General features: G+C 61.6%; 17 protein-coding genes. 12 read left to right on the top strand and 5 right to left on the bottom strand.

Annotated features, from left to right (window positions below):
* Nucleotides 1-71 precede the first annotated feature (71 nt).
* The 4 genes from JJJ17_RS03370 to JJJ17_RS03355 all read right to left on the bottom strand — a co-directional run bounded on the left by JJJ17_RS03370 (nucleotide 72) and on the right by JJJ17_RS03355 (nucleotide 11,651).
* The gene (locus JJJ17_RS03370) at nucleotides 72-7,685 is read right to left on the bottom strand and encodes an autotransporter outer membrane beta-barrel domain-containing protein (RefSeq protein WP_200683769.1); all 7,614 of its coding nucleotides are present in this window, start codon (nucleotides 7,683-7,685) and stop codon (nucleotides 72-74) included.
* A gap of 143 nt (nucleotides 7,686-7,828) precedes the next feature.
* Nucleotides 7,829-10,045 (bottom strand): peptidoglycan DD-metalloendopeptidase family protein, encoded by a 2,217-nt coding sequence (locus tag JJJ17_RS03365; protein ID WP_200683767.1) that lies wholly within the window; start codon nucleotides 10,043-10,045, stop codon nucleotides 7,829-7,831.
* Complete coding sequence (locus JJJ17_RS03360; RefSeq protein WP_200683765.1) at nucleotides 10,045-11,238, bottom strand: hypothetical protein; 1,194 nt, start codon at nucleotides 11,236-11,238, stop codon at nucleotides 10,045-10,047. The genes JJJ17_RS03365 and JJJ17_RS03360 overlap by 1 nt, the downstream gene beginning before the upstream one ends.
* A gap of 2 nt (nucleotides 11,239-11,240) precedes the next feature.
* Nucleotides 11,241-11,651, bottom strand: a complete 411-nt coding sequence (locus JJJ17_RS03355; protein ID WP_200683763.1) for a DUF1036 domain-containing protein — start codon at nucleotides 11,649-11,651, stop codon at nucleotides 11,241-11,243.
* A gap of 82 nt (nucleotides 11,652-11,733) precedes the next feature.
* Between JJJ17_RS03355 and JJJ17_RS03350 the strand changes: the two genes are divergently transcribed.
* From JJJ17_RS03350 to JJJ17_RS03325, 6 genes are read left to right on the top strand one after another with little or no spacing between them, the layout of a single operon-like run.
* Nucleotides 11,734-12,183 (top strand): hypothetical protein, encoded by a 450-nt coding sequence (locus tag JJJ17_RS03350; protein ID WP_200683761.1) that lies wholly within the window; start codon nucleotides 11,734-11,736, stop codon nucleotides 12,181-12,183.
* A gap of 19 nt (nucleotides 12,184-12,202) precedes the next feature.
* On the top strand, nucleotides 12,203-12,652 hold the full coding sequence (locus JJJ17_RS03345; protein WP_200683759.1) for a hypothetical protein: 450 nt from the start codon (nucleotides 12,203-12,205) through the stop codon (nucleotides 12,650-12,652).
* Between the two features lie 3 nt (nucleotides 12,653-12,655).
* A complete protein-coding gene (locus JJJ17_RS03340) occupies nucleotides 12,656-13,297 on the top strand; it encodes a MotA/TolQ/ExbB proton channel family protein (RefSeq protein ID WP_200683757.1) in 642 nt (213 codons plus the stop codon).
* Nucleotides 13,298-13,302: 5 nt separating this feature from the next.
* Nucleotides 13,303-13,779, top strand: a complete 477-nt coding sequence (locus JJJ17_RS03335) for an ExbD/TolR family protein (protein ID WP_200683756.1) — start codon at nucleotides 13,303-13,305, stop codon at nucleotides 13,777-13,779.
* The gene (locus JJJ17_RS03330; RefSeq protein ID WP_200683755.1) at nucleotides 13,776-14,171 is read left to right on the top strand and encodes a hypothetical protein; all 396 of its coding nucleotides are present in this window, start codon (nucleotides 13,776-13,778) and stop codon (nucleotides 14,169-14,171) included. The genes JJJ17_RS03335 and JJJ17_RS03330 overlap by 4 nt, the downstream gene beginning before the upstream one ends.
* Nucleotides 14,168-15,217, top strand: coding sequence for a hypothetical protein (locus JJJ17_RS03325; protein ID WP_200683754.1), 1,050 nt, complete (start codon nucleotides 14,168-14,170; stop codon nucleotides 15,215-15,217). Before JJJ17_RS03330 ends, JJJ17_RS03325 begins: the two co-directional genes overlap by 4 nt.
* Before the next feature lie 38 nt (nucleotides 15,218-15,255).
* Here JJJ17_RS03325 and JJJ17_RS03320 read toward each other — a convergent pair whose 3' ends face one another.
* Nucleotides 15,256-16,116 (bottom strand): hypothetical protein, encoded by an 861-nt coding sequence (locus JJJ17_RS03320; protein ID WP_200683753.1) that lies wholly within the window; start codon nucleotides 16,114-16,116, stop codon nucleotides 15,256-15,258.
* Nucleotides 16,117-16,306: 190 nt separating this feature from the next.
* On the opposite strand from JJJ17_RS03320, the gene JJJ17_RS03315 reads away from it, so the two are divergent.
* The 6 genes from JJJ17_RS03315 (at nucleotide 16,307) to JJJ17_RS03290 (ending at nucleotide 22,108) form a co-directional block, all read left to right on the top strand.
* On the top strand, nucleotides 16,307-16,888 hold the full coding sequence (locus JJJ17_RS03315) for a DUF6931 family protein (RefSeq protein WP_234463849.1): 582 nt from the start codon (nucleotides 16,307-16,309) through the stop codon (nucleotides 16,886-16,888).
* A gap of 11 nt (nucleotides 16,889-16,899) precedes the next feature.
* Nucleotides 16,900-18,111 carry a type VI secretion system-associated FHA domain protein TagH gene (gene tagH / locus JJJ17_RS03310; protein ID WP_200683752.1) on the top strand — a complete coding sequence of 404 codons (1,212 nt, stop codon included), beginning with the start codon at nucleotides 16,900-16,902 and terminating at the stop codon, nucleotides 18,109-18,111.
* 11 nt (nucleotides 18,112-18,122) lie between these two features.
* Nucleotides 18,123-19,481 (top strand): type VI secretion system protein TssA, encoded by a 1,359-nt coding sequence (locus JJJ17_RS03305; protein WP_200683751.1) that lies wholly within the window; start codon nucleotides 18,123-18,125, stop codon nucleotides 19,479-19,481.
* Between the two features lie 75 nt (nucleotides 19,482-19,556).
* Nucleotides 19,557-20,078: a type VI secretion system contractile sheath small subunit gene (tssB, locus tag JJJ17_RS03300; RefSeq protein WP_200683749.1), complete on the top strand. Its 522-nt coding sequence runs from the start codon at nucleotides 19,557-19,559 to the stop codon at nucleotides 20,076-20,078.
* Nucleotides 20,079-20,080: 2 nt separating this feature from the next.
* A complete protein-coding gene (gene tssC, locus JJJ17_RS03295; protein WP_200683747.1) occupies nucleotides 20,081-21,571 on the top strand; it encodes a type VI secretion system contractile sheath large subunit in 1,491 nt (496 codons plus the stop codon).
* Nucleotides 21,572-21,610: 39 nt separating this feature from the next.
* Nucleotides 21,611-22,108 (top strand): Hcp family type VI secretion system effector, encoded by a 498-nt coding sequence (locus JJJ17_RS03290; protein ID WP_200683746.1) that lies wholly within the window; start codon nucleotides 21,611-21,613, stop codon nucleotides 22,106-22,108.
* Nucleotides 22,109-22,178: the final 70 nt, after the last annotated feature.

The following is a 22,178-nucleotide window of genomic DNA, read 5'->3' as shown; positions in this document are numbered from 1 at the left end:
GCTGACGCGGACCGTAAGCGGGCCGTGATTGCGCCCCACCCTAAGCGGATGAGGCGCGCTAGCCAAGCGGATCAGAACTGCCAGCGCACCTGCCCGGTGACACCGACGCTTTCCAGCCCGTCGCCGAAGCGTGCATCGATCCGGGCGCTGGTGCTGAACTGACGGGCGCGTGCGCCTTCGCTCAGCACCTTGATGTAGTTCGCGCCGAAGCTGACCTCGCCGTAAGTGCCAAGGTTGTCGGATTCCAAACGCTGCGGCTTGAGGCTGTTGTCGCCGACACGCTCGAACACCGAGACGGTCGGGTCGGCAAAGTCGTGATAGACGGTGCCGGTCGCGAATGCATAAACCGCCGAGTTGCTGGACGGCTGCACGAAGGTCTTGGCAACGGTCGCGCCAAGGAAGCCGATGGTGCGGTTGCTGTCCTCGAAATGCAGATATTCGTCGATGCCCTCTTCAAGCGGATCGAATTTGATCGAATCCGTCTTGATGCTGGACCACGCGAAGCCTGCCGTCGGAACCACACTCCAGCCTTCCATGTTCGGCACGTCCAGCGAGTAACCGACCGAACCACTGATGGTGCGGCTGGTGCTGCTGAAATCCTGCTCGCTCAGGCCAAGGCCCTTGGAGTTGCCGACCGGGTTGTTGCGGATGGTAAAATCGGTGCGCTCGGCCCGGATTTGCAGATCGGCCTGGAAGCGGTCACGCGTCGCGGTGGCATAGACGCCACCATAAGCCTGCGTGAACTCGGTCTTGTTGACGCTGCTGACGAACGAGGTGAGGCGATCCGGGTTCAGCGGATCGGTCACATAGACCGGCTGGGTCGTGTCGCCCTGGTTGACGCCGGCCAGAACGCCGAATGCCATGTTCCAGCCGCCGTAGCGGTTGTCGAAACAGGCCAGATCGCTGCCGACCTGCATACCGTAATAGCTGGTGCTGATCGTGCTTTCGAGCCGGTTGATGCCGGTATCCGACGCGCCGGTGGTGGTCGCAGTCCCGCCGGTCGCCCGGCCCCATGCACCGACACCGCAGGGCTTCTGCGGGTCTTCATAGGCCAGCCCGGTCACGAAGGGGCTGGTCGGACGGTTCACGATCGAGCCGATCAGGGTCTGCGTCAGCGTCACGTTGCCGATCAGGCCACCGATGGCCGGGTTCAGGCCCGCGCTGAACTGCAGATCGCCATTCTCGGTCACGCGCTGAACCGCATAGGCGATCCGCTCGCTTCCGATGGGCAGTCTGTCAACCGAGATCGTGTAATCGTTCGCCGCGCCGCGGCGTTCATCCACATCGATCAGAATGACGCTTTGCCCGATCTCGGGGATCGCGCCGTTCCCGGCATAATCCAGAAACAGCTCATAATGGCCTGTCGCCGCACCACCCTGCACGGTGATGCGGTCGGCAGTCATGTCGCGCAGATCGACGTTCAGGTGATACTTGCCGTTACCGGCGAGGCTGTTCACGCGCAGTTCGTCGCCGGTGCCGCGATTGCCGGTCAGATCGACCACGCCGGTATTGGTCAGACGTCCGCTGACATTCGCGGTCGCGCCCGAGACATTCACATTGCCCACGTTGCGCAGATCGCCATTCACGGTGCCTGCAAGATCGAAAGCCGTGTTGGTTGCGACGACGGTTCTTGTCGCGGTGATGCTGCGGTCGCGCGCCAGACTGTAATTGTTCCGCAGATTCAGATCGCCGCCGATGGTCATGCCTTCGGCCAGATCCATCCGACCCGAAAGGTAATCGACATTGCCGGTCACGCGGCCCGACAGGCTAGAATTGCCCTGACTGGTCAGCGATCCGTCCAAAGTGCCGGTCTGCGTATAGTTGCCACGGTTGTCGATATTCCCGACGATGCGCCCCTCATTGACCAGCGAGGCCCGGCTTTCGTTCGTAACGCCACCTGCAGCGGTCAACACACGGCCCGCACCGATGGTCATAGCGTCATTGCGATTGCCGCCAGCGGCGCTGTTCAGAACAGCACCGTCAACGCGAAGATCACCGGTCAGTGCGAACACGCCGCGATTGGTCACGTCACCGCCAATGGTATTCTGGACCTGCGCATTGCCGTCATTGACCAGATCGCCCGCAATCACGCCCGTCCAGATCATGTTGCCACTATTCGAGACCGAGCGGGAAATCTCACCGCCGCCGCGAAGCGTGCCATTATTGGTGACCTGTGCGTCCAATGTGCCCGCGACGTTCAGCGCCTGATTATTGGTGACACCGCCGGTCACGGCCAGACGTTGCCCCGTGACGACCGAGGTGGTGCCGCTATTCAGCAGGCTTCCGGTGATGTGGCCATCGCCCGTCAGGTTGCCCGCGTTGTCGACATCGCCCTCGATCCGGCCGCCTTCAAGGCTGACCGTGCTGTCCGCACGATTGCTCAACGGAGCGACCAGCGTTCCTGCAATGGTCATCCGGCCACCATCGCGGTTCAGCGCATCCTCGGCCTCGGCGCGGCTGCCACCGTGGATGGTAAAGTTGCCGCTGTTTTCAAGCCGTTCCACATTGACCAGTTGCCCGGTCGGACCCGTCGTTCCGCCGATCTGGAAGCTGCCGGAGTTGATCACGCTGTGCCGCGTATCGCCGTCCTGCCCGTCAACCTCGGCCCGGATCACGACGGCGCCGTCTTCGTTATTGCGCAGATCGCCCGTCAACGTCGCGTCACGGCGATAGACCAGATCGCCATTGTTGGCGACGCTACCGATCAGATCCACACGCTCATTGTCGATGACCGAGCCTTCCTCAAGCGCGATATTGTCGGCCTCGATGGTCAGGAAACCGCCGCCGGTGACCTTGACCTCGCCAGAGTTGGTGAAGGTGCCATCGTACACGCGCAGCCGCACGTCGTCGGCTTTCTTGGTCATGTCGATGTCGCCGCGGTTCACCAGATCGCCATAGATCGTGCTGCTGGACCGGATATCGATCAGCCCGCCAGCCTCGTTCACCACGCGGCTATAAACGCTCGCACCGTCCAGCGCCAAAGTCGCCTGATCCCGGTTGGTGACCTGCGCATCATCGCCCAGAGTCGTCAGATCGCCGCGAACGATCACGGTGCCAGTGTTGTCGAGCCCGTTCTGCGTCGTGAGGCTATCGCCATTGGCAATGACAACCGTTTTGCTGTTGTTCACGCTGGACGCGGTCAGATTGCCTTCGGTCCGCAACGTGCCGCTGTTCTCGATCACGCCGGTGGTGCCCGAGATTCTGGCAACTCCGCTATTATTCAGGTTGCCGTTCAGTTGGGTGTGGCCCTGCAGATTGCCCGCATTGGTGACCGATCCACTGATCTTGCTGTCCGCACCAAGGGTGACCTTACCATTCGCGGCGTTGCGAAGCGCGCCGGTCAGATCGCCGTCCAGATTGAGCGTGCCGGTGTTGTCAACGCCATTCCGGGCGATCAGCTCGTCCTGTTCACGAACAGTGCTGGTGGCGTTGTTGACCAGCCTGCCGACATCGAGCGTACCCGTCGTTGCAAGCGTGCCATTGTTGGTGACCACGCCGGTGACACGACCCCGCGCATTGACCTGGTTCGCGTTTTCCAGATCGCCGACGATGATGCCTTCTTCAAGGTTCACCAGCCCGCCACTCTGGTTGCTGATCGTGCCCTGAACAGTTCCGGCAATCCTCGCCGTGCCGTTGTTGACGATCGGCTGGCCCGAGGTCAGCTTGCCGCTGCCAACATTCAGTTGCCCGTCGTTCTGCAGGTCAGTGATGGTCATATCGCCGGTGACATTGATCCGGCCGGTATTCGCCACCTGCCCCGCAATCGTCCCGGCGCCTTCAAGCAAGGCATCGTTCGTGACCGTGCCCGTGATCGTTCCGCCATCCAGATCAATCTTGCCCTGACCGGCGTTGCTGACCGCCCCTTCCAGGTCGCCCCGAATCGTCATGACACCGGAGCCGGTGTTCTGAATAACATCGGCCTCGACGCTGGCATCTTCATCGATCAGCACTTTGTAGCTGTTGGTCAGTTCGGCCACGTTGTGCAGATTGCCAACGCTATTACTATTCAAATTACGTCCGACGAACATTTCGCCGTCGTTGTCGATCGAAAAGTCTTTACCATCGACATTCGCGGTAATACGCAGCTTGCCATTCCGCAGATTGCCGATGTTGTTGCTGAGCGAGGAATCGACCTCGTAGATCAGATTACCCGAATTGAAGAGGTCGCCTTCGAAGAAGATGTTCGAGCCGAACACATCACCCTCTTTCAGCATGATCCTGTCGGCGATGATGGTCAGTTGGGTGTCGGCAATGATCGTTCCGGTATTAACGAAGTCTCCGCCGCCCAGCATTTCCAGCTTTACCGGAACGGTCACCGGCGAGCGCAGATCCCCGTCGTTCTCGAACGAACCCATAACGGTTGTATCGGCATTGATATTGACCCGGCCGCCCTCCTGGTTCAAGACGGTGCCTGTAAGCGCCCCACCGTTCAGCTCCAACAATGCATTGTTCCGGTTGACAAATTTCGACCCGGTCCCATCGATCCGGATCGCGCCGTTCGCAATGAAAGTGCCGTGGTTGTCGATGCCCGTATCGGTCCGCAGGGTCGCGCCTGTCGCAACCTCCACGATTTCATTGTTCAGCAGACCCGCAACCTGCAACGTCCCGGTGCCATCGACGAGAACCGTGCCGTAATTTTCCAGCCGACCGCCGATCACGCCATTGCCGGTCAGCTCGCCCGCGTTCAGCACCACCCCGTTGACGGTTCCGCCGCCAAGCGTCACCGACGCATTTGCTGCGTTCTCGATCCTGCCGTTTACTGTGCCGCGCAGACGAAGATCGCCGTTTTCCGCGTTGATCAGGCGACCCGTCGTGACTTCACCCTGAGCCTCGACCGTGAAGAGATTGCTGTTATCGATTCGCGCAGCGTCCACGATAGCGTGGCCCTGCTTGACCACTGTCGAGCCCGCATTGCTGATAACGTGATTGCGCGCATCAAGGACGGCGCTGATCGTCGTTGTGCCGCCCTGACGCGTCTGAAGCTCGCCGAACAGCTCGGACGCGGTATCGAACTGCAATCCGGCGCTGTTGACGATCTTGCCGACCAGCGTCACCACGCTGCTTGTGACCGTTCCGTTATTGAGCCGCAGCTCATCGGCGAGAATCCGAAACTCGCCGGTGCCAGTCTTCAGGATTTCGCCATTATTGGTAAACACACTGCCGCGGACATCGAGATTGTCCAGATCGGTGGAACTGGCACTGCCATCAAGGGTCAGCCTGCCGTCATTGGTGAAATTCCCATCCACCCGCGATCCGGCAACGAGACTGACATTGCCGCCCAGAGCATTGGTAACATCCGCGCGAATCCTCGCGCCATTCAATTGCAACCTTGCGTTCTCGACGTTCTCAATTTTCAGAACTGAGTCCTGATCATAACCGCGAACGATGCCATCGACTTTCAACAAGCCCCGGTTGACCAGCTCGTCATTCCTCAGAATCAACTCGCCCTGATCGATGACGTGGATGGCACCTTCATTTTCGACAGCATTTACATCGAAATCGCCACGAACGGTCACGTTCTTCGTGTTGGACAGGATGCCATCGATCCTGCCTTCGCCGGTCAGGTTTCCGGCGTTGTTGAATGCGCCGTTTACCCTTCCTCCTGCCAGCGCAACCGTCCCGTCAAGCTCGTTGGTCAGCGCGTTGTTGATGGTGCCGTAAACAGTCAGTCGTCCATTGGCGGCATTCGTCATGGTGCCAGTCGTGATGGTGGCACCGTCCCTCACAACCAGAACGCCCGAATTGTCAAATTGGCTGACATTATAGACGTGTCTGTTGGCTTCGATGTTGAAGGCGCCAGCGTTATTGATCGCGTTGAAATCCGCGTTCAGATTGGACTGAACATTGATAGCACCGCCAGCCTCGTTCACCAGATCGTCGCTCAGAACGGTTTCGCTATTATAGTTCAGGTCTCCGCTGTTCACCACGCGGCCATCCAGCTTGACCGCCGATGAATGAACGGTCCCAGCCTGCAGGTAGATGTTATTCGCCTGAATATGAAGCTGACCGGACCCGCTGCTCAGAAGCTCGTGAGAGTTGTAGAAATCGTGACCCGACACATCGATTGTGACTTCACCGAGAACGTTTTTGTCCAAGGTCCCTTCATTGCGGAAGTCCCCGTCTACGCGGGTATCTTCCCGCAGGACGACCCTGCCACCGCTGCTGTTCACGACCTCGGCTTCGATATCACCGCCGTTCAGCGCGATCACCCCGTTCGCGAGGTTCTGCACCTGTCCGCCGCCGGTCGAGAGGATGTCGCCCGAAACGTGCAGCTTGCCCGAATTCGCCAGATTGCCTTGCGTCAGGGTCAATGTGCTATCGTTCTGGAACAGGATTTCGCCCTGATTGTCGATTTCGCCGACGGACTGATCCTCATTCACGCGCAGCACGCCGGTGCTGGCGTTATCGAGCGAGCCGGTGATGGTGCCTTCGCCAAACAGATCGCCGTGGTTCTCGACGGTGCCGGTAATGACCCCGCCATCCATCTCGACCTGTGCATCTTCCTCGTTCTGCAGCGCACCGGCCAATTCGCCGCGCAACAGAAGATCCCCGCTGACACTGTTGACGGTGCGGTTCAGGAAGCGCACGGAATTCACCTGACCGTTCGTGTCGATCAGGAACGATCCGGTATTCCGAATGTCATTGTTATTCGCGTTGAGATCAGAAGAGACGACGGTCTGCCCGCTGACATAGTTGTCCAGACCATGCGTCAACGCCGATCCGGCGGTCGTATATCGCAGAACGCCGCGGTTCGAGATCAGACCTTCCAGCTTCGCCGCGCTCGAATCGACCGTGCCGCCGTGTCTGAGATCAAGTTCGGCGGCCTTGATCAGCAGCGTCCCGCCACCCGACCAGACAATATCACCATGGTTGGTGAAGGTATTGCCCCCCGTCACCTCCAGCGAAGCGTCGCTGGCACCGTCGTTATACAGGCGACCCCAATTGACGACCGGACCAAGAACGGTGTTCGCGTTCCGAGCGATGAGATCCGAGCCGGTGTTGTTGACCAGCTCTCCGGTGATCGTCGCCCCATCGAGGATCAACTCGTTTTGGTTCTCGACGTTGCCGGTATGAGAACCTGAAAGATTGACATCGCCCTCATTGGTCAAAGTGCCGGTCGTTATCGCACCCGCGACGATGTTCAGGTTCGTATCATCTTTGACGTGAAGGCTCTCTATGGCGCTGTCGGCTGCACCAAAGACGATCGTGCCGTTATCGAAGTTCGTGCCGTTATCATCGATCGTGACATTCCCGGCCAGCTTGGAATTAACGTTGAATGTGACGTTATTATACGCAGAAAACGTCAGCGCGCGACCCGCCTCACCGATCTGCCCGCCGGTCAGCGTGAAGCCATTGCTCTCCGCACGGAGTTCGCCCGGCAGCACAATCCCGCCAACGGTGACCGTAATAGGTGTAGAACCGCTCCAGCGATCAAAAACGCCGGTATCGCCTTCCTCGAGCGCCTGATGACCACCGCCGCCCGAGTTCGCCCAAACCGGATCCAACATGCTCCAAGGGCCGTCCGTCGGGTTCAGCCCGCCGCCGGAAACATTATCGAAATATCGCGTGGCCTGCCCGAACACCTCTCCGGGAAGCATCAGTGGAGACAATCCCACCAGTGCGGTGGTCAGCAACAGACGCGCAGCAAGCATTCGTCCCGAGACGCGGATCGGCAGAGTCTTCATGTTCAATAAGTCTTCATCAATGTCGCAACGACCGGAACTCGCAATGCCCGTCCCGCCCAACTGCGTGGATAAACCGTCTTGCGCGCGTAAAACAAGCTTTTAGACGGCTGACGCAAGGTAACCCGCGCGATGGCGTTGCAAATCTATCCGCTTTGCGCAGATAGCAGCCGATCCACCTCCTCGACATAGGCGCGAATTTCGGCGGGAATGCTGATTTCGGCGGGCATATGCTCGGCAGGGGCCGCGCCGCTCATCTTGCGGTCGGCCCAGTTCTGCAGATCGGCGATGCTGTAGCCGCGCAGGAAGGGGTTTGCCCCCACAACCGCCGGTCCCATCACCTGCAGAACCGAGGCGGAACCATTCGCCCTCAACGCCTGATCCGCGCCCGCCGGTCCAAGGAAATGCGCCAGATAGAGACGACCGGGTGTGATCGCGTGGCCTCTGGCACGCAGATAGGCCTCGTTCTCCTGCGCCAGATGCCGGACCATCTGTCGCGACAGATCCGGATCGAAGCGCAGTTCCAGAAGCGCGCTGCGATCAAGCGTGGCCGCCATATCCGGGCGATAGCTGCGCATCATCCGCAGCCAGGTCGATTCGATGAACTGGCCAAGTCCTGTCGCGGTGGAAAGCGGGTTCCGCGCCCGCGCATTTCCCGCGCTTTCCACGGTGATGATCCGCCCGATCAAAGCCTCGACCGCGTTCGAAGCGAACACCTCGCCCGCGCCGCTGAGATAGGGCATCGGATCGACCGCAGCGCCGTCCGACAAAAGCTGGAAGCTGACGCCAGCATCGGTATCGCCTTCGCCATCCCCGACCGCGCCGATAACGGTGCCGCGTGTCACCTGACCGGCACCCGCACCAGCAGCCGACAGCGCGCCCAGCCCCTCGTAACGAGAAACCAACCCGCCTTCATGCGTGATCTCGACCATCGCGCCACCATCCTCACCGGCGGCACGCCGATCCGTGATGCGCCCGTCCCCCGCCGCAGTGACGGGCGTGCCGGATGGCGCCGACCACGCAACCCGCCCGCGAGAGCGGTCATCGGCACCCTCAGCCGATCCCGAGGGAACGAATCGCTGCGACAAAACCCCGATCACCGGCGGCGACAGGCTGACGCCGCCCGCCGGTCGCGCCACCCGCGCCGATGGTGCAAAACATTCGAACCCCTCACCATTCTCGGCGGCGACGACGTAGCATGGGCGATCACCGCCCGGCCCACTGATGCCGATGAACAGGATCGCGCGCGGGTCGGGGCTGTTCTCTCCTGCCAGAATCAGCGTCAGGCGATCATTCTCGTTCGCCACGCTGTCGAGATCATAGACCCGCGCCATCATCGCGATCGCCTCGCCGATGATTTCCGAGCGGACCTCGTTCCGCAGCGCGACAGAATAAATCAGGTCCAGCAACCGTTGCTGCCCGGCCTCGCCGCCCTCGCCGTTCTGCCGGGCCAGCAACTCCTGCAACAGCGACTGATCGGCCCATGCATCCGCCGCAGGCACCAGTTGCCCCGCCCCGGACATGGCAAGCGACCCGATGAAACCCTGCGGTCCATAGACCGACAGCTGAATCACCTCGCGCGAGGTGCCGCGCAGGCGATAACGCAGCGCAAGGATCGAGCCGCGCTTCAGCGGTCCTTCCAGCGACACCTGCCCCTCGATCCGTTCCGCCAGCCTCTGCGCTGCACCTTCGTCGAAGCCGTTCTGTTCCAGCAGTTCCTGCACGCTCACCTCGCGCGCGGTCTCAAGGATCAGTTCGCGCCAAAGACCGCTTCGCAGGCTTGAATCGCGCAGAAAGCTGATGCTGCTGGTCGCGCGTTGATCTGCCGGAATGACGCCGGGGGCATCCGGTGTATCCGGCGTGGCGGCGGCATTCATCAGGCGGCTGCGGCTGCGCTCGGCCTGAAACAGGGCGAATTCTTCACGGGTGGCAGGCAGGCTGGCGACAAGCTGCATGCCGCGTGGCATCAGGCTGCTGTCCAGAACGGTCAGCGTCCTTCCCATCCCGGCCAGCCGTGGGTTCGATGACAGAACGGCGGGCACCGGACGCTGTTCCACGTCCAGCGCCTGTCCATCATCGGGCGCGGGAATGATCAGCGGATCGCCAGGGATGTCGGTGAAAGTGTCGGCGCGCACGACCGGGGCAATGTCGAATTGCGATTCGACCTGCACCAGCACATCGTCTCCCCCGTCCCGCCGGATAAGCGCGCCGAGATCGGGATCGGTATAGTGCCATGTCAGCCCGACCGCGATCAGCACCGCCCCCGCGCCTGCGCCCCATCGAAGAAATGAGACCCGGTTGCGCCTGCGTTTTGCGCTTCGTCCCATCTGGCGGAAACGCGGATCGACCTTGGTCGATGGCATCAGCGAAACACCCCGGACAGGCCGGAAGGCCCGGTATTGATGCGACGGTCAACCGGGGCGGTTTCAGCCGGCGGCGGTGTCGGATCGCGCCTTGGCTGAACCGGCACGTCTCCGCGCGAGGCTCGTGGCCCCCTCGGAGGATCATTAACAGCCGCAACCGGGCGCGGCGCGACGGGTGCCGGGCAAGCCACCTCGTCGGCGCGGATCACGGCGCGAAAAAGGGCGATGTCAGGGTCGGCGCCGGACAGACCCGAAGCGCCGCCGGTTTCTGCATAGCGCGCCAGCGCCGATGCGGACCCGCCACCCCAATCGCCGTCCACGGTCCCGCGATAACAGCCCATGCGCAGCAACTCGGTCTGGATCGCCGCTGCGATCTGGTCCTCGGACGGATCGAACGCCCCTTGCGAGACCAGACGCTCGAACATCGCCGGATCGCGCTGACGAATGGTCTCACGCGCGGCATAGGCCATGCCCAGCGGCCCCGGCTCGCCGGTCGTGCTCAGCACCGCCAGATCGCCGATGATAATCGATGGCTGAGGCAGGCCGGGACGCGACGGTTGGACCCCACTGGCCGAAGGGACCGCTGCGGGCCGTGCCTCGAATGGGGTTTCGCCCAGATTGGCCAGGACGATGGTGCCGCTACCCTCGACAGGCCTCAGCGTCTCGATCGGCATGGCCGAGATCACCAATCCACCCGTGCCAGCGGCAGGCGTCGCCGCAGCGTTCGCGGGAAGCATCCGGTATCCGCCACGCTGCAATGCCGCCAATCGCTCTGACGGCGGCAAGGTCGCTGCCTCGGCGAAGCTCTCGCCCAAAGCGGTTGCATCGCAGGAACCTTCAGCCGGAACCGCGATCCGGGCCGAGATGCCCTTCAAATTGGTAAGACTGTCGCCTGCCGCGCAATCGGTGAAAACCACCAGCGCAGCGGCCGGTAGCTCGGCCAAGGCTTCGGCAACCCCCGCGCCCGCCTGACCGCCATAGACCAGCGGCGCGGCAGGCAACGGATCGGTGCCGCGCAACACCCCTGCCCCTTCGATTCGCTCTGCCAGTTCGGCGGGCAGCGGATCGTCAAGGACCAGCACGTCCTGTGCCTTGGCCGAAACCGGCGCGACCGCCACCAGATACCCCGCCACCGCAACGGCCATGGCGCGGGAGAAGGAGGTAAACAGAGGACGGGCGGGGCGGGAAAGCATGTCTATTCCGGTCGAGGGGTTACAAAGATCGTCCAGTTGGTCTGTTCCTGAGTATCGACCTCGATAAAGCGGGCGTCCAGAAATCCGCGCAACAGGCAATCCTGCTGGCTGTCGATCTCGAACCGGCGTGGGGCGACGCAAAACGGGATCGAGCCTGACAGGACTTCATTACCAAAAACATCCGCTGCAAAGACATAATAAAGACGTGACTGTAATCTGTCGCGCACCAGATTGGCGCACTGGTTCGGCGCCACGCGCCACCAGCCCCGGGTCACGGTCTGCTGGTCCTGCGGAACACCGATGGCCACGTTTAGCACATCATAGGATTGATTGCACAGTCGCAACCCGGCTTTCGCCACCGCAGGCAGGGACAGAAGAAGGGTCGCGGCCAGCGCAGCGCGGATGATCCACATAATCGCCTGTAAAGTGCAAAGACAAATTGAGAGATCGGCCTTCGGGTGTTATCGTCGGACCAATCAGCGAACGAATGACATTATGAAACCAATACTTATTGCCTCCGCAAGTCTGGTCGCCGCAGGCGCAGCCTTTGGTTTTGCCAAAGCCGTCGATCACATGACCCGCAACCCCGATCTGCGCGCACCGTCAGCCGCCATTGCGGTCGAACGGATCGTGCCACCGGCCTATGATCCTTTCGCCGCCCCTGCCGCGCAAAGCAGCGCTGCCTTTGCGCCGGTGCCGGTTGCACCCGCCATCGCGCCAGAGGCCAAGATCGCCGAAATCGCGACCGTCCCGGTCGCCGCTCAGCCCGTGGCGCAGCAGACCACGGCGCGGTCAGCCGATATCCTGCCCGGCGTGACCCGTGGCAATGCCGATTCCAGCCCGTCGATGAGTTTTCTGCCCGCAGGAACCTTGCTTCCTGATGACGCGCAGGGCTCGACGCGCTATGAATTCGGTGCCCTGCCACTTATCGGGGTCTATCGCTAGGTTCTTGAAGGGATTTTCGATGCAGGAATCGAGAAAGGCCGCAATTGTCGCGGCAATGTTGTTCGGTATGTGCCAGCCGTCCTTGGCACAGGAAGTCGCAGAGACCACCGATCAATCCGTCCAGATCGAGCTGAACTCGGCCACAGATACCGAGAATGGCGGCTGCCTGCTGACGATGGTGACGACCAACATGATGCAGCAGGCACTGTCCCGCGCTGCCTGGCAGGTCGCGATCTTCGACTCGGCAGGCGTGGTAGAGGCGCTGACGATTCTTGATTTCGGCGCGATGACCTCGGGCAAGACCAAGGTGGCGATGTTTGAACTGCCGGGGCGCACCTGCGCCGATGTCGGTCGGATCGTCGTCAACGATGTCGCCGAATGCCAGGCCGAGGATGAGACCGACCTGCGCGCGGCCTGTCTTTCGGGTCTGGCGACCCAATCGCGCACAAATATCGATTTCGGCCTCTAAATCATGTTCCTGAGCATTTTCCGTGACCTTCCGGTCATCAGCCTTGTCGTCTTCGCGGCGCTGGCGGCGCTTTCCGTGCTGACCCTGACAGTCGCCATCTTCAAGGTGCTGCAATTCACCCGCATGGGTGTCGGCAAACACAAATCCGCTGATGTGATGCTGGACGATTGGCTGAACGGCCGCCCGGATGAGGCGCAGCGCAAGGCCAATACCGGCAAGACCGTCCTGTCGCGTGTCCTTTCCGCGGTGATGTCGGGCCTGCGCGCCCGCCCCGCCGACCCTTCCTATGGCGAGGAACTGGCGCGGCAGGTGGCGTTGTCCGAACTGGTGCAGATGGGGGCGCGGATGCGGCTTCTGGAAGCGGTGGTGCAGATGGCACCGATGCTGGGTCTGCTGGGCACGGTCATCGGGATGATCGACGCCTTCGGCTCGCTGGCGCTGAGCCAGGAGATCGGCGACCCGCGCATTCTTGCAACCGGCATCTGGACCGCGCTGACCACGACGGCGGCGGGGCTGGCCATCGCTCTGGTCGCCTATTTCGTCGCGGCGTGGCTGGAAGGGCGGATCGAGGATGAACGTCAGACGATCGAACTGGTCGTCTCGTCCGCGATTCACGGGCGTATCGCCAAGTCGTCACAGGTCTAGGGCCGGTGGCGGCGCGGCAGAAAAGCCTGACCGGAGGCAATGGCCTGCAACTGCCACAACGGCAGCGCAGTTATGGCTTTTCGATGACCGCAATGGCGGACATGCTGTTTCAGCTTCTGATCTTCTTCATGCTGTCGGCCAGCCTCGCCTCGTTCGCGATGCTGGATATTCGCACCGGCACCCTGGCCGGAAGCGGAGGGAACGGCGGCACGACCACGAACGAGAATGTCTCGACCGGATTGAGTCCGGTTCACAGCACCGCCGTCTGGACGCTGCATCCCGACGCGCTGGTCGCCAGCGGCCAGCGCTTCCCGCTGGACCGGATCGAGACACTGGCCCGCGCGCTGTCGGAGCAAGGCACCGCCAATGTGCTGATCGTGCTGCGTCCCGATGTGCCGGTCGCCAATGTCATCGCGGTGCTTGAAGTGCTGCGCGCGCATGGCATCGACGCCGTGCAACTGGCAGACGGGGGGGCGGCATGAGCCTGAACCTGCCCACCCGCCGGATGAAGATGCGGATCGACCCGGCCTATTCCATCGTGAATATCGTGCTGCTGCTGATCTTCTTTTTCCTGCTGGCCGGTCAGAAAACCCCGTTCACCAGCGATCTCCGCCTTGCCGAGACGACGCAACTGCCCGCAGGCAATATGCCTTCGCCCGTGCTTGAAATCCTGTCCGAGGATCAGTGGCGACTGGACGGCCAACCGCTTCGCCCCGAGCTTCTTGCAACCGCGCTGCCGGATGAAGAGGTGCCGATCCATCTGGTCATTGACCGCGAGGCCCGCTCGGCCTTGCTGCTGGCGATCCTGCGGCGCCCGGAACTGGCGGACCGTCCGATCAGGTTGGTCACGCAACACGGCGGCGCAACCCAATGATCGGCGCGGGCGACTGGAAACGCGGTTGGACTCAGGCCGCGATAGCCTCGGTTCTGCTGCATGCAACGGCGGTGGCCGCGCTGGTCTGGGAGCCCGATTTCTCTGCCCCGCCGCCGGTGCAGCCCGCGACCCCGATCACGCTGGAAATCAGCAGTATCTCACCCGATCCCGGCATGACCGCGCCGCCGGTTCTGACCTCTGTCACCGCGCCGGAAATGTTGACCGATCCCCAGCCGGAAAACGGCAGCGGCGGCGGGGTCGAACAGAGTTTCGGTGGCGTGCTGACCCCGGTTCAGCCTGATGAGGGGCTGACGATTTCGGGCAATATGGTGACGGCGGCTTTGCCCAATATCGCAGCCGGTCACGGTGAGACCGCGCCGCCATCCGGCCCGACCGTGCCGCTTGAGACGCCAGAGAATGCGCCGCCTGCCGATCCGCGCGTGGTCGAGTTGTTCGACCTGATTCGCGACCGCCTGACCGAGCCTTGCCTGTTGGCCCTGCCCGCCCTTCTGGGCGAGGATCAGATCCAGCTTGGGGTGATGGCGGCGGATGACCGGCAGATCTCGGGGTTGATGCGCGAAATCGCCGATCAGGTGCAGACCCAGGTGCAGGAACATGCGGTTCTGCTGGACAACCGCCAATGCCCCGCGCTGGTCTTTGCGCGGCGCGATCCGGGCTATCCGGTGCCGGGCCTGTCGATCCAGCTTGAAACGCAGGACATCGCCAGCGGCAGCGACCTGAGAGGCCGGATTTCAGGCGGAACCGGGCTTTACACGACGCTTCTGCTGATCGACGACAACGGCACGGTCCATGACCTGCGGCCCTTCATGATTGGTTCTGCCTCTGGAAGCCGGTTCAGCATTCCCGTCGCCCGGCTGGGCGAGGCGCGCGATACCCATCAATTGATCCTCGCCATCGCCAGCCCCAGCCGCCCGGATGCGGTCTCGCGTCACGCCGGCGAACTGGCCGAGGATTTCTTTGCCGCCCTGCCCCGCGACACCGGCGATCGCCCGCGGGTCGGCGTGGCCAGTGTCTATGTGCGGTAAGCGCCGAAGATCAGCGCCAACCCAACACAAGGCCTCTTTTATTCGCAGGCTTCCAGCAATTCGACGATCTCGTCGGCCTGTGCGCGCCAGCGGTCAATGGCCCGGCGGGTCTGAAATTCAAGCTGGCTGCGCGACTGCATCAGCCCGCTGCGAATCTCCAGCCTGCGGTTGAACGCGCCCTCGATCTCGCGGCGATAGCTGGCGCTGGCCTTGACGATCCCCGCGACATTGCCCACCCGCTTGGCGACCGGGCTGCCGCCTTCGGTGGCCTTGTCGATCACATCGGCATTCGACTGGATTTGCGTCGCCAGCGTGTCCACGGCAGCCTCGACCGCGCGGCGGTTCCGCTCATCCGGGGCGCTTGCGCCCGAGGCGTTCTGATAGCCGTTCCACAGCGACATGCCGGTGCTGTATCTGCCACGGGCATAGGTGCCCCCAACCGTATCAGCCTCGGTATGGGCCATGACGCGGTCAATCGCGGTGGTGACATGGCTTGCCTTGAGCTCGCCGCTATTGCCGATCTCACCGACGATACCGATGGTATCGCTGGCCGTCTGGGTGCTGTCGGCGATGGCCCGTGCAAGCTTGCCGGTCCGCTCATTCGCGAGGCTGAGGAAGCCCGCCGCAAGATCCAGCGACGCAAGCGAGGTCTTGTGGATCAGATCCACCACCAGCCAGACCCGGCCCTCGCGGTCGAGCTTGTCGAGATCGGCGATCATCGTGCGGTATTCGCGCTCGGTCGAGGAAATCAGGTTGCGCAGGTTCTGCAGCTTGGCGCGATTGTCGCGGCATTGCGTGGGCGTCAGGATGCGGTTGCGGCGCATGCTGTCGGAAATGCTGACCGGGGTTTTGCGCGGATCGCTGCGCACGGTGGTCACATAGGGGGGCAGACTGGACATCGGTAATTCTCTTTGACGGGAAATTCCGCGAAAAATGCTTGTGTGACCCGATGCTAGCCGCAGCGATGCGTTCTGTCGAGATTGTGGTGACACAGTTCAGCAGCTTCATGCCGGGCCAGTTTCCGGGTTGCGCAGTCATTGCGGTTTTCCCATAATCCCGACGAGTTATTTTTCGGGACCAGCCATTTTCATGACGCCTGCCGAGGCCGAAGAGACCACCAGACGGCCCAGACGCAGCCTGCGCGCCGGCACCCCGGTCGAGCATTTTGCGACCCTGCCGCGCCTGCCCGATCTGGTCAAACTGCGCCCCCAGCCGGACGAGGACGGGCTGCGCTTCCTGTCGCGGCTGCGATCCTCGACCACGCCCGAGGAAGCGGTAACCTATACCGCCTTCGCTGCCGTGCCGACCGATGCGGCAGGTTGGGGCTATGAATGCTTGCGGCTGATGGCCGATCACCTGCAACCGCAGGAACGGCATATGATGGAGCGGATCGCCGGATGGCTGGCCAATCCCGCCACCCGCCTGCGGCACGAGATCATGCGCGAGGCGCTGTGGTCGCCGACCCGGGGGCCATCGGTTCTTCTGGGGCTGGCAGTCGGCTGGTCCACCGGCGGCCCCGCGCCTAACGACCCCGAGCCTGCGCCCGCACACAAGGCCCCCGTTGCGATCAACGGCGCGGTCCTGTCCTGTCTGGCGCGCGGACCCTTGGGGCAGAGGTCGCAATATCTGGCGCGAATCCTTGATATGGCCGAGACGCTGTTCAGGGCATAAGACACATCACCATGACTTTGACCCTGCAGATCGAGAACTTTCATGTGCTGGACGATGGCGGTCCGGTCAGCGTGCTGGTGCCGGAAACCGGGCTCAATGTCGGGCGTCGCACGGGTATGGGATGGGTGTTGCCCGATGCCAGCCGCTACATCTCGGGCCACCATTTCGACGTGCGATTCGATGGCCGGATATGGTGGTTGCATGATGTCTCGACCAACGGGACGTTCCTGCAGGGGCACCGCCACCGTCTGGACGGTCCGCATGCGCTGACCCATGGCGACCGCTTTCAGGTCGGGCAATATCTGATCGTGGCGGTCTTTGATCTGCCGCAGGGCGGGGCCGCCTTGTCGCCTGCCTCTCTGCCCCAGCATCAGGTTGGCCGTGCCGTTGATGAAGTGGCAAGCGACGACCCTTGGGCCGTTTCGGGCTTTGCCGCTGAGCCAATCGATGTGGCGCCGGTAGAGCGTGCAGCCCGGCATCCCGATTTCGCCGATGACTTCATCGACCTGCCACAGGCCGCGCCAGAGCCCGAACCTGTGCCTGTTGCCCCTCCCGTCGCCGCGCCTGCCGCCGATGCTAAAAAGGGCAAGGCAGCCGCACCAGCCGCACCGGCTGCACCAGCCCTGGCACCCGTGCCTGCCACCGATCAGGACGCCTTTCTGCGCGGTTTCTGCGCCGGGGCGGGCCTCGACAAGGATGCCGCAGACGCCGATCTCGAGGCATTGGGGCGCGCCGTGGGGGAATCGCTTCGGGTTGTCGTGTCGCAACTGATGGCGGCCTTGCAGGATCGCTCCTCGGCCCGGCATTTCACCCGCTCGGGCGAGCGGACCATGCGCGGAGCCAGCGACAACAACCCGCTGAAATTCCTGCCAGACGATCAGCAGGCTCTGGATGCGCTGTTCCTGCGCCCCCGCGCGGGCTTTCTGACCGGCGCGGCCGGGTTCCATGAGGCGCTGGACGATCTGCGGCGGCATCAAGGCGCGCTGTTTGCCGCGCTGCAACCGGCGCTGATCGAATTGCTGCATGATCTCGACCCCGACAAGATCGAGGCGGACGCCAAGGGCGGCGGGCTGGTCGGTAATCGCAAGGCGAAGGCGTGGGACGGGTTCGTGGCCCGTTGGGACGCCAAGACCGCCAGCGAAAACGGCATTCTGGACGAATTCATCCGTCTGTTCGCACAGGCCTATCGCAAGGCCGACGAACAGGGCGGCATCGGTAGCTGAGGAGACGGAAGATGACCCGCGACGAGCTTCTGAAACCCATATCCGGCGATCAGCCCACCGGCCCGGATCTTGAACAAACCGACGATGCCGAATTCATCGATTACTATTTCGAGGCGGAATCGCGGCTGCCGGAACGCTATTTCGTGCCCGGATCATTGGAGGACGGACGCGAGGATCGTCTGTTCGACCCACGCAGCGTCGATCTGCGGCGGGAACAGGCAGCGATCAACGGGCTGTTGAAGAAAAGCCGCGATCTGCGATTGCTGAGCCTGCTGGCGCGGTTCCAGATCCTTGCCGGGAAATTGCCGGATTTCGTGGACAGCATCGAGGCAATGGCCGACATGCTGTCAACATGGCCCGCCGAAGTGCATCCTTCGCTGGATGGCGGCACTGCCGAACGGCGCGCGGCGATCGAGGCGTTGAACAGCCAAACCGCAGTGGTGGCACCGCTGAGCCATCTGCCGCTGCTGCCGAATGCCGATCTGAGCCTACGCCGCCATCTGGTCGCCTCGGGCAATGCCGCGCCGCGCCTGTCGGAAGAAGGCGTAGCGGGTAGCGATCAGTCAGAGCCGCTGCGCTCGGATGCCAATCAACGGCATGTGCGCGCGGCGCATGAGTTGCTGACCCGTGCCGCCGAAGCACTGTTCCGGCTGCAGAACCTTGCCGCAAGTCAGGGCGGCGGGTCGTTCAATGCCGATCTGGGCGCTGTCCGGGGCGCGATTGCCGATATTCAGGGAATGATCGCAACATCCCGTTCCGAGCTTGCGCCGTGGTCCGAGGCGCAGTCCTCGACCCCCGCGGTATCCGCTGCCGGAACGCTGGAAATGCCGCCGCATGACGAGGTGAACGAGTCTGTTCAAATTGCCTCTCCGGCGCCGCAGACAAGGGCGACCGAGGTGCGCGGCGTGCCCGACCGTGCAACTGCCGCAGCGTCACTTGATGCGGCGCTGAACTGGCTTGCGAGGGCGGAACCCTCATCTCCGGCCCTGATCCTTGTGGCTCAGGCGCGGCAGCTTGTCGGTGCCCCCTTGGTCGAGGCGATTCAGGTGCTTATGCCCGACCGTGCAAATGCAGCAATTTTGAGCATCGGACAGGGCAGCGGCTTTGCTTTGCCGATGGACAAATTGCGCGAATTGACTAAGGTAAGCCTTGAAAACGTGGGGGATGCGGGCAATTCTGCGATGCAGCCCGCACCTATTCTGCGACGCGGCGACCTTGTCGCTCAACTTTTGGGTGTGGAAGGATATTTTACTGCGCAAGAACCTGCCAGTCCGATCCCTTTACTACTGGCAAAAGCGCGCACAATGTTGGATAAGCGTTTTGATGCTATTATGGCGGAACTGCTTGTCCCACCTGCGGCCGGCAGTTGATTTTTGTAATGACTGATGGATTGACACAACTGCGTAAACCGCGTTCTCGTATCTCCCGGATAGAGGATTGAACCTATGGCATCTGACAAGTCGACCGATTTTCTGAAACGAAATCGCCCTCCGCGGGTGAACATCTCGTATGAAGATCCCTACGAATCCGAAAAAATGGTCGAGCTTCCCTTCGTCATGGGCGTGATGTCCGACCTTTCGGGGAACGCCTCGGAAGTTGACAAGCCCGACATGGAAGAGCGTGACTTTGTGGACGTGACCGGCGCGACGCTGGACGACTATATGAAAAGCATCGCCCCCGGCGTCAGCTTTAACGTTGAAAACAAGATCGGCGGCGGCGAAGGCCGTCTGGGCGTCACGCTGAATTTCGAAAGTATGGATGACTTCAATCCGGCTGCCGTTGCCAAGCAAATTCCGGCGCTGAAAAAATTGCTGGAGGCGCGGCAACATCTTGCAAACTTGCAGCGTTACATGAACTCGAAGCCCAAGGCGCAGGAGCAGGTTCGCAAATTGCTGAACGATCCCGAGTTGATGGCGGCTCTGGCCGAGCGTGAAGCCGGCAAGGCCGATCCTGAAGGAGAAAGCTGAACATGGCGCAAGAAAATCAGGCGCAGGTTGCTGGCGCAGCCCCGCTGACCGAGCTTGACGAATTCTCGGACATCCTGCGTCAGACCATCAAGCCGCGCACCGACGTTGCAGCGAAAGAGGTGGACAACGCCGTTGTCGCACTGGTTCGCGAAGCGCTGGACGATCAGACCCTGATCGCCGAGGACGTGATCGACACTATCGACGCGATGCTGTCGAAGCTGGACCAGAAGCTGACCGAACAGTTGAATCAGGTCATCCACCACGAGGAATTCCAGAAGCTGGAATCGTCGTGGCGCGGTCTGGCCTACACGATCAACAACTCCGAGACCGATGCCTCGCTGCGTGTGAAGGTGATGAACGTCTCGAAGAAAGAGCTTCAGCAGATGTTCCGGCGCTATCCGGGCGCCAAATGGGACAAATCCCCGCTGAACAAGATCGTCTATGAGGCCGAATTCGGCACGCTGGGCGGCAAGCCCTTCGGCTCGATCGTCGGCGATTATTATTTCGATCACTCGACTGCCGATGTGGCGCTTCTGCGCGACATGGGCAAGATCGCGGCTGCGGCGCATGCGCCGTTCCTGTCCTCTGCTGCGCCCGAACTGCTGGGGCTGGATAGCTGGACCGAACTTTCGACCCCGCCCGATCTGTCCGAGATTTTCGACACGCCGGATTATGCGGCGTGGAACGGCCTGCGCGATTCTGAGAACTCGCGTTATATCGCGCTGACCTTGCCGAAGGTTCTGTCGCGTGAGCCTTATGGCCAGAATTCGAATTCCGTGGTCGAGGAATTCAATTTCGAGGAAGAAACCGACGGTCATGCCGGCACCAAATACGGCTGGATGAACGCGGCGCATGCGATGGCGGTCAATATCAACCGCGCGCATAAAGAGCACGGCTGGACGGTGCAAATCCGCGGCGTGCAATCGGGTGGCGAAGTATTGAATTTGCCGACCCATAATTTCGACACCGGCGACGGCAACAAAGATCTGAAATGCCCGACCGAAGTGTCGATCACAGATCGCCGTGAGGCGGAACTGTCAAAGGCCGGTCTGATCGGCCTCATTCATCGCAAGCACACCGACAAGGCAGCCTTCATCGGTGCGCAGACGCTGTATCGTCCCAAGAAATACGTGGATGAACAGGCGACTGCGTCGGACAATATGTCGGCACGCTTGCCCTACATTTTTGCAGTGTCACGCTTCAGTCATTACTTGAAGTGTATGGTACGCGACAAGATTGGTCAAAGCCCTGACCGACTGCAGTTGCAGACGCAATTGCAGACCTGGGTTAATAAATACGTTTCCGGTAACCCAGAAAGTGCAACCGAACGGGAAAAAGCTAAAAAGCCGCTCGCCGGTGCAAAGGTTGAAGTTGTGGAAGACGAGGAAAATCCCGGTTACTACATGGGCAAATTCTATCTGAAGCCTCATTTTCAACTGGAAGGCATGGATGTCGGGATGTCCCTGGTATCTAAACTGCCCAAGGGCAAATAATCGCTTTATTTCTTATGACTGCCGCAACGGAGGATTCTCATGGCTGTCGATATCTTTCTGAAACTGTCCAACAACATCAAAGGCGAGTCGCAAGACGACAAGCACCGCGATGAAATCGACGTGCTGGCCTGGAACTGGGGTCTGACCCAGTCGGGTACCACGCATATCGGTAAAGGTGGCGGTGGCGGTAAGGTCAACGTCCAGGACATCACCCTGACCAAATACGTCGATCTTGCTTCCAACGACCTGATCAAGCGCTGTACCTCGGGCGAGCACATCGAAAACGGTGAGCTGATTGTCCGTAAATCGGGTGGCAACGCGCCGGTCGAATATTTCCGCATCAAGATCGCGAACATCATGATCACCAGCTATTCGACTGGCGGTCAGAAAGACGGTCTGGATCGCATTCAGGAAACGCTGACCCTGAACTTCCGCAAGTTCGAAGTCCTGTACACGCTGCAGGAAGATTCGGGTGCGTCGGGTGCAGAAACGATGGCCGGTTGGGACATCGCTGAAAACCGCGAGTGGAACACCTAAGGGTTTCCAAAACCCCGATCCTGTCTGTCGGATCGTGGATCAACGAACAGGCGGGGTCGGCGCGTTTCGC

Origin of the sequence: Paracoccus caeni, from assembly GCF_016629665.1 — a bacterium.
Classification (GTDB): domain Bacteria; phylum Pseudomonadota; class Alphaproteobacteria; order Rhodobacterales; family Rhodobacteraceae; genus Paracoccus; species Paracoccus caeni.
Note: the sequence above shows the minus strand (reverse complement) of the source record. Positions and strands in the feature narration are given on the sequence as shown.

Bases quoted from the DNA above. Each gene is read 5' to 3' on its own strand.
- JJJ17_RS03315 (WP_234463849.1), top strand. From the start codon at position 16,307: ATGACGCCTGCCGAGGCCGAAGAGACCACCAGACGGCCCAGACGCAGC.
- JJJ17_RS03350 (WP_200683761.1), top strand. From the start codon at position 11,734: ATGAAACCAATACTTATTGCCTCCGCAAGTCTGGTCGCCGCAGGCGCA.
- JJJ17_RS03345 (WP_200683759.1), top strand. From the start codon at position 12,203: ATGCAGGAATCGAGAAAGGCCGCAATTGTCGCGGCAATGTTGTTCGGT.
- JJJ17_RS03360 (WP_200683765.1), bottom strand. From the start codon at position 11,238: ATGCTTTCCCGCCCCGCCCGTCCTCTGTTTACCTCCTTCTCCCGCGCC.
- JJJ17_RS03305 (WP_200683751.1), top strand. From the start codon at position 18,123: ATGACCCGCGACGAGCTTCTGAAACCCATATCCGGCGATCAGCCCACC.
- JJJ17_RS03340 (WP_200683757.1), top strand. From the start codon at position 12,656: ATGTTCCTGAGCATTTTCCGTGACCTTCCGGTCATCAGCCTTGTCGTC.
- tagH (WP_200683752.1), top strand. From the start codon at position 16,900: ATGACTTTGACCCTGCAGATCGAGAACTTTCATGTGCTGGACGATGGC.
- JJJ17_RS03370 (WP_200683769.1), bottom strand. From the start codon at position 7,685: ATGAAGACTCTGCCGATCCGCGTCTCGGGACGAATGCTTGCTGCGCGT.
- JJJ17_RS03330 (WP_200683755.1), top strand. From the start codon at position 13,776: ATGAGCCTGAACCTGCCCACCCGCCGGATGAAGATGCGGATCGACCCG.
- tssC (WP_200683747.1), top strand. From the start codon at position 20,081: ATGGCGCAAGAAAATCAGGCGCAGGTTGCTGGCGCAGCCCCGCTGACC.
- JJJ17_RS03325 (WP_200683754.1), top strand. From the start codon at position 14,168: ATGATCGGCGCGGGCGACTGGAAACGCGGTTGGACTCAGGCCGCGATA.
- JJJ17_RS03320 (WP_200683753.1), bottom strand. From the start codon at position 16,116: ATGTCCAGTCTGCCCCCCTATGTGACCACCGTGCGCAGCGATCCGCGC.
- tssB (WP_200683749.1), top strand. From the start codon at position 19,557: ATGGCATCTGACAAGTCGACCGATTTTCTGAAACGAAATCGCCCTCCG.
- JJJ17_RS03290 (WP_200683746.1), top strand. From the start codon at position 21,611: ATGGCTGTCGATATCTTTCTGAAACTGTCCAACAACATCAAAGGCGAG.
- JJJ17_RS03355 (WP_200683763.1), bottom strand. From the start codon at position 11,651: ATGTGGATCATCCGCGCTGCGCTGGCCGCGACCCTTCTTCTGTCCCTG.
- JJJ17_RS03365 (WP_200683767.1), bottom strand. From the start codon at position 10,045: ATGCCATCGACCAAGGTCGATCCGCGTTTCCGCCAGATGGGACGAAGC.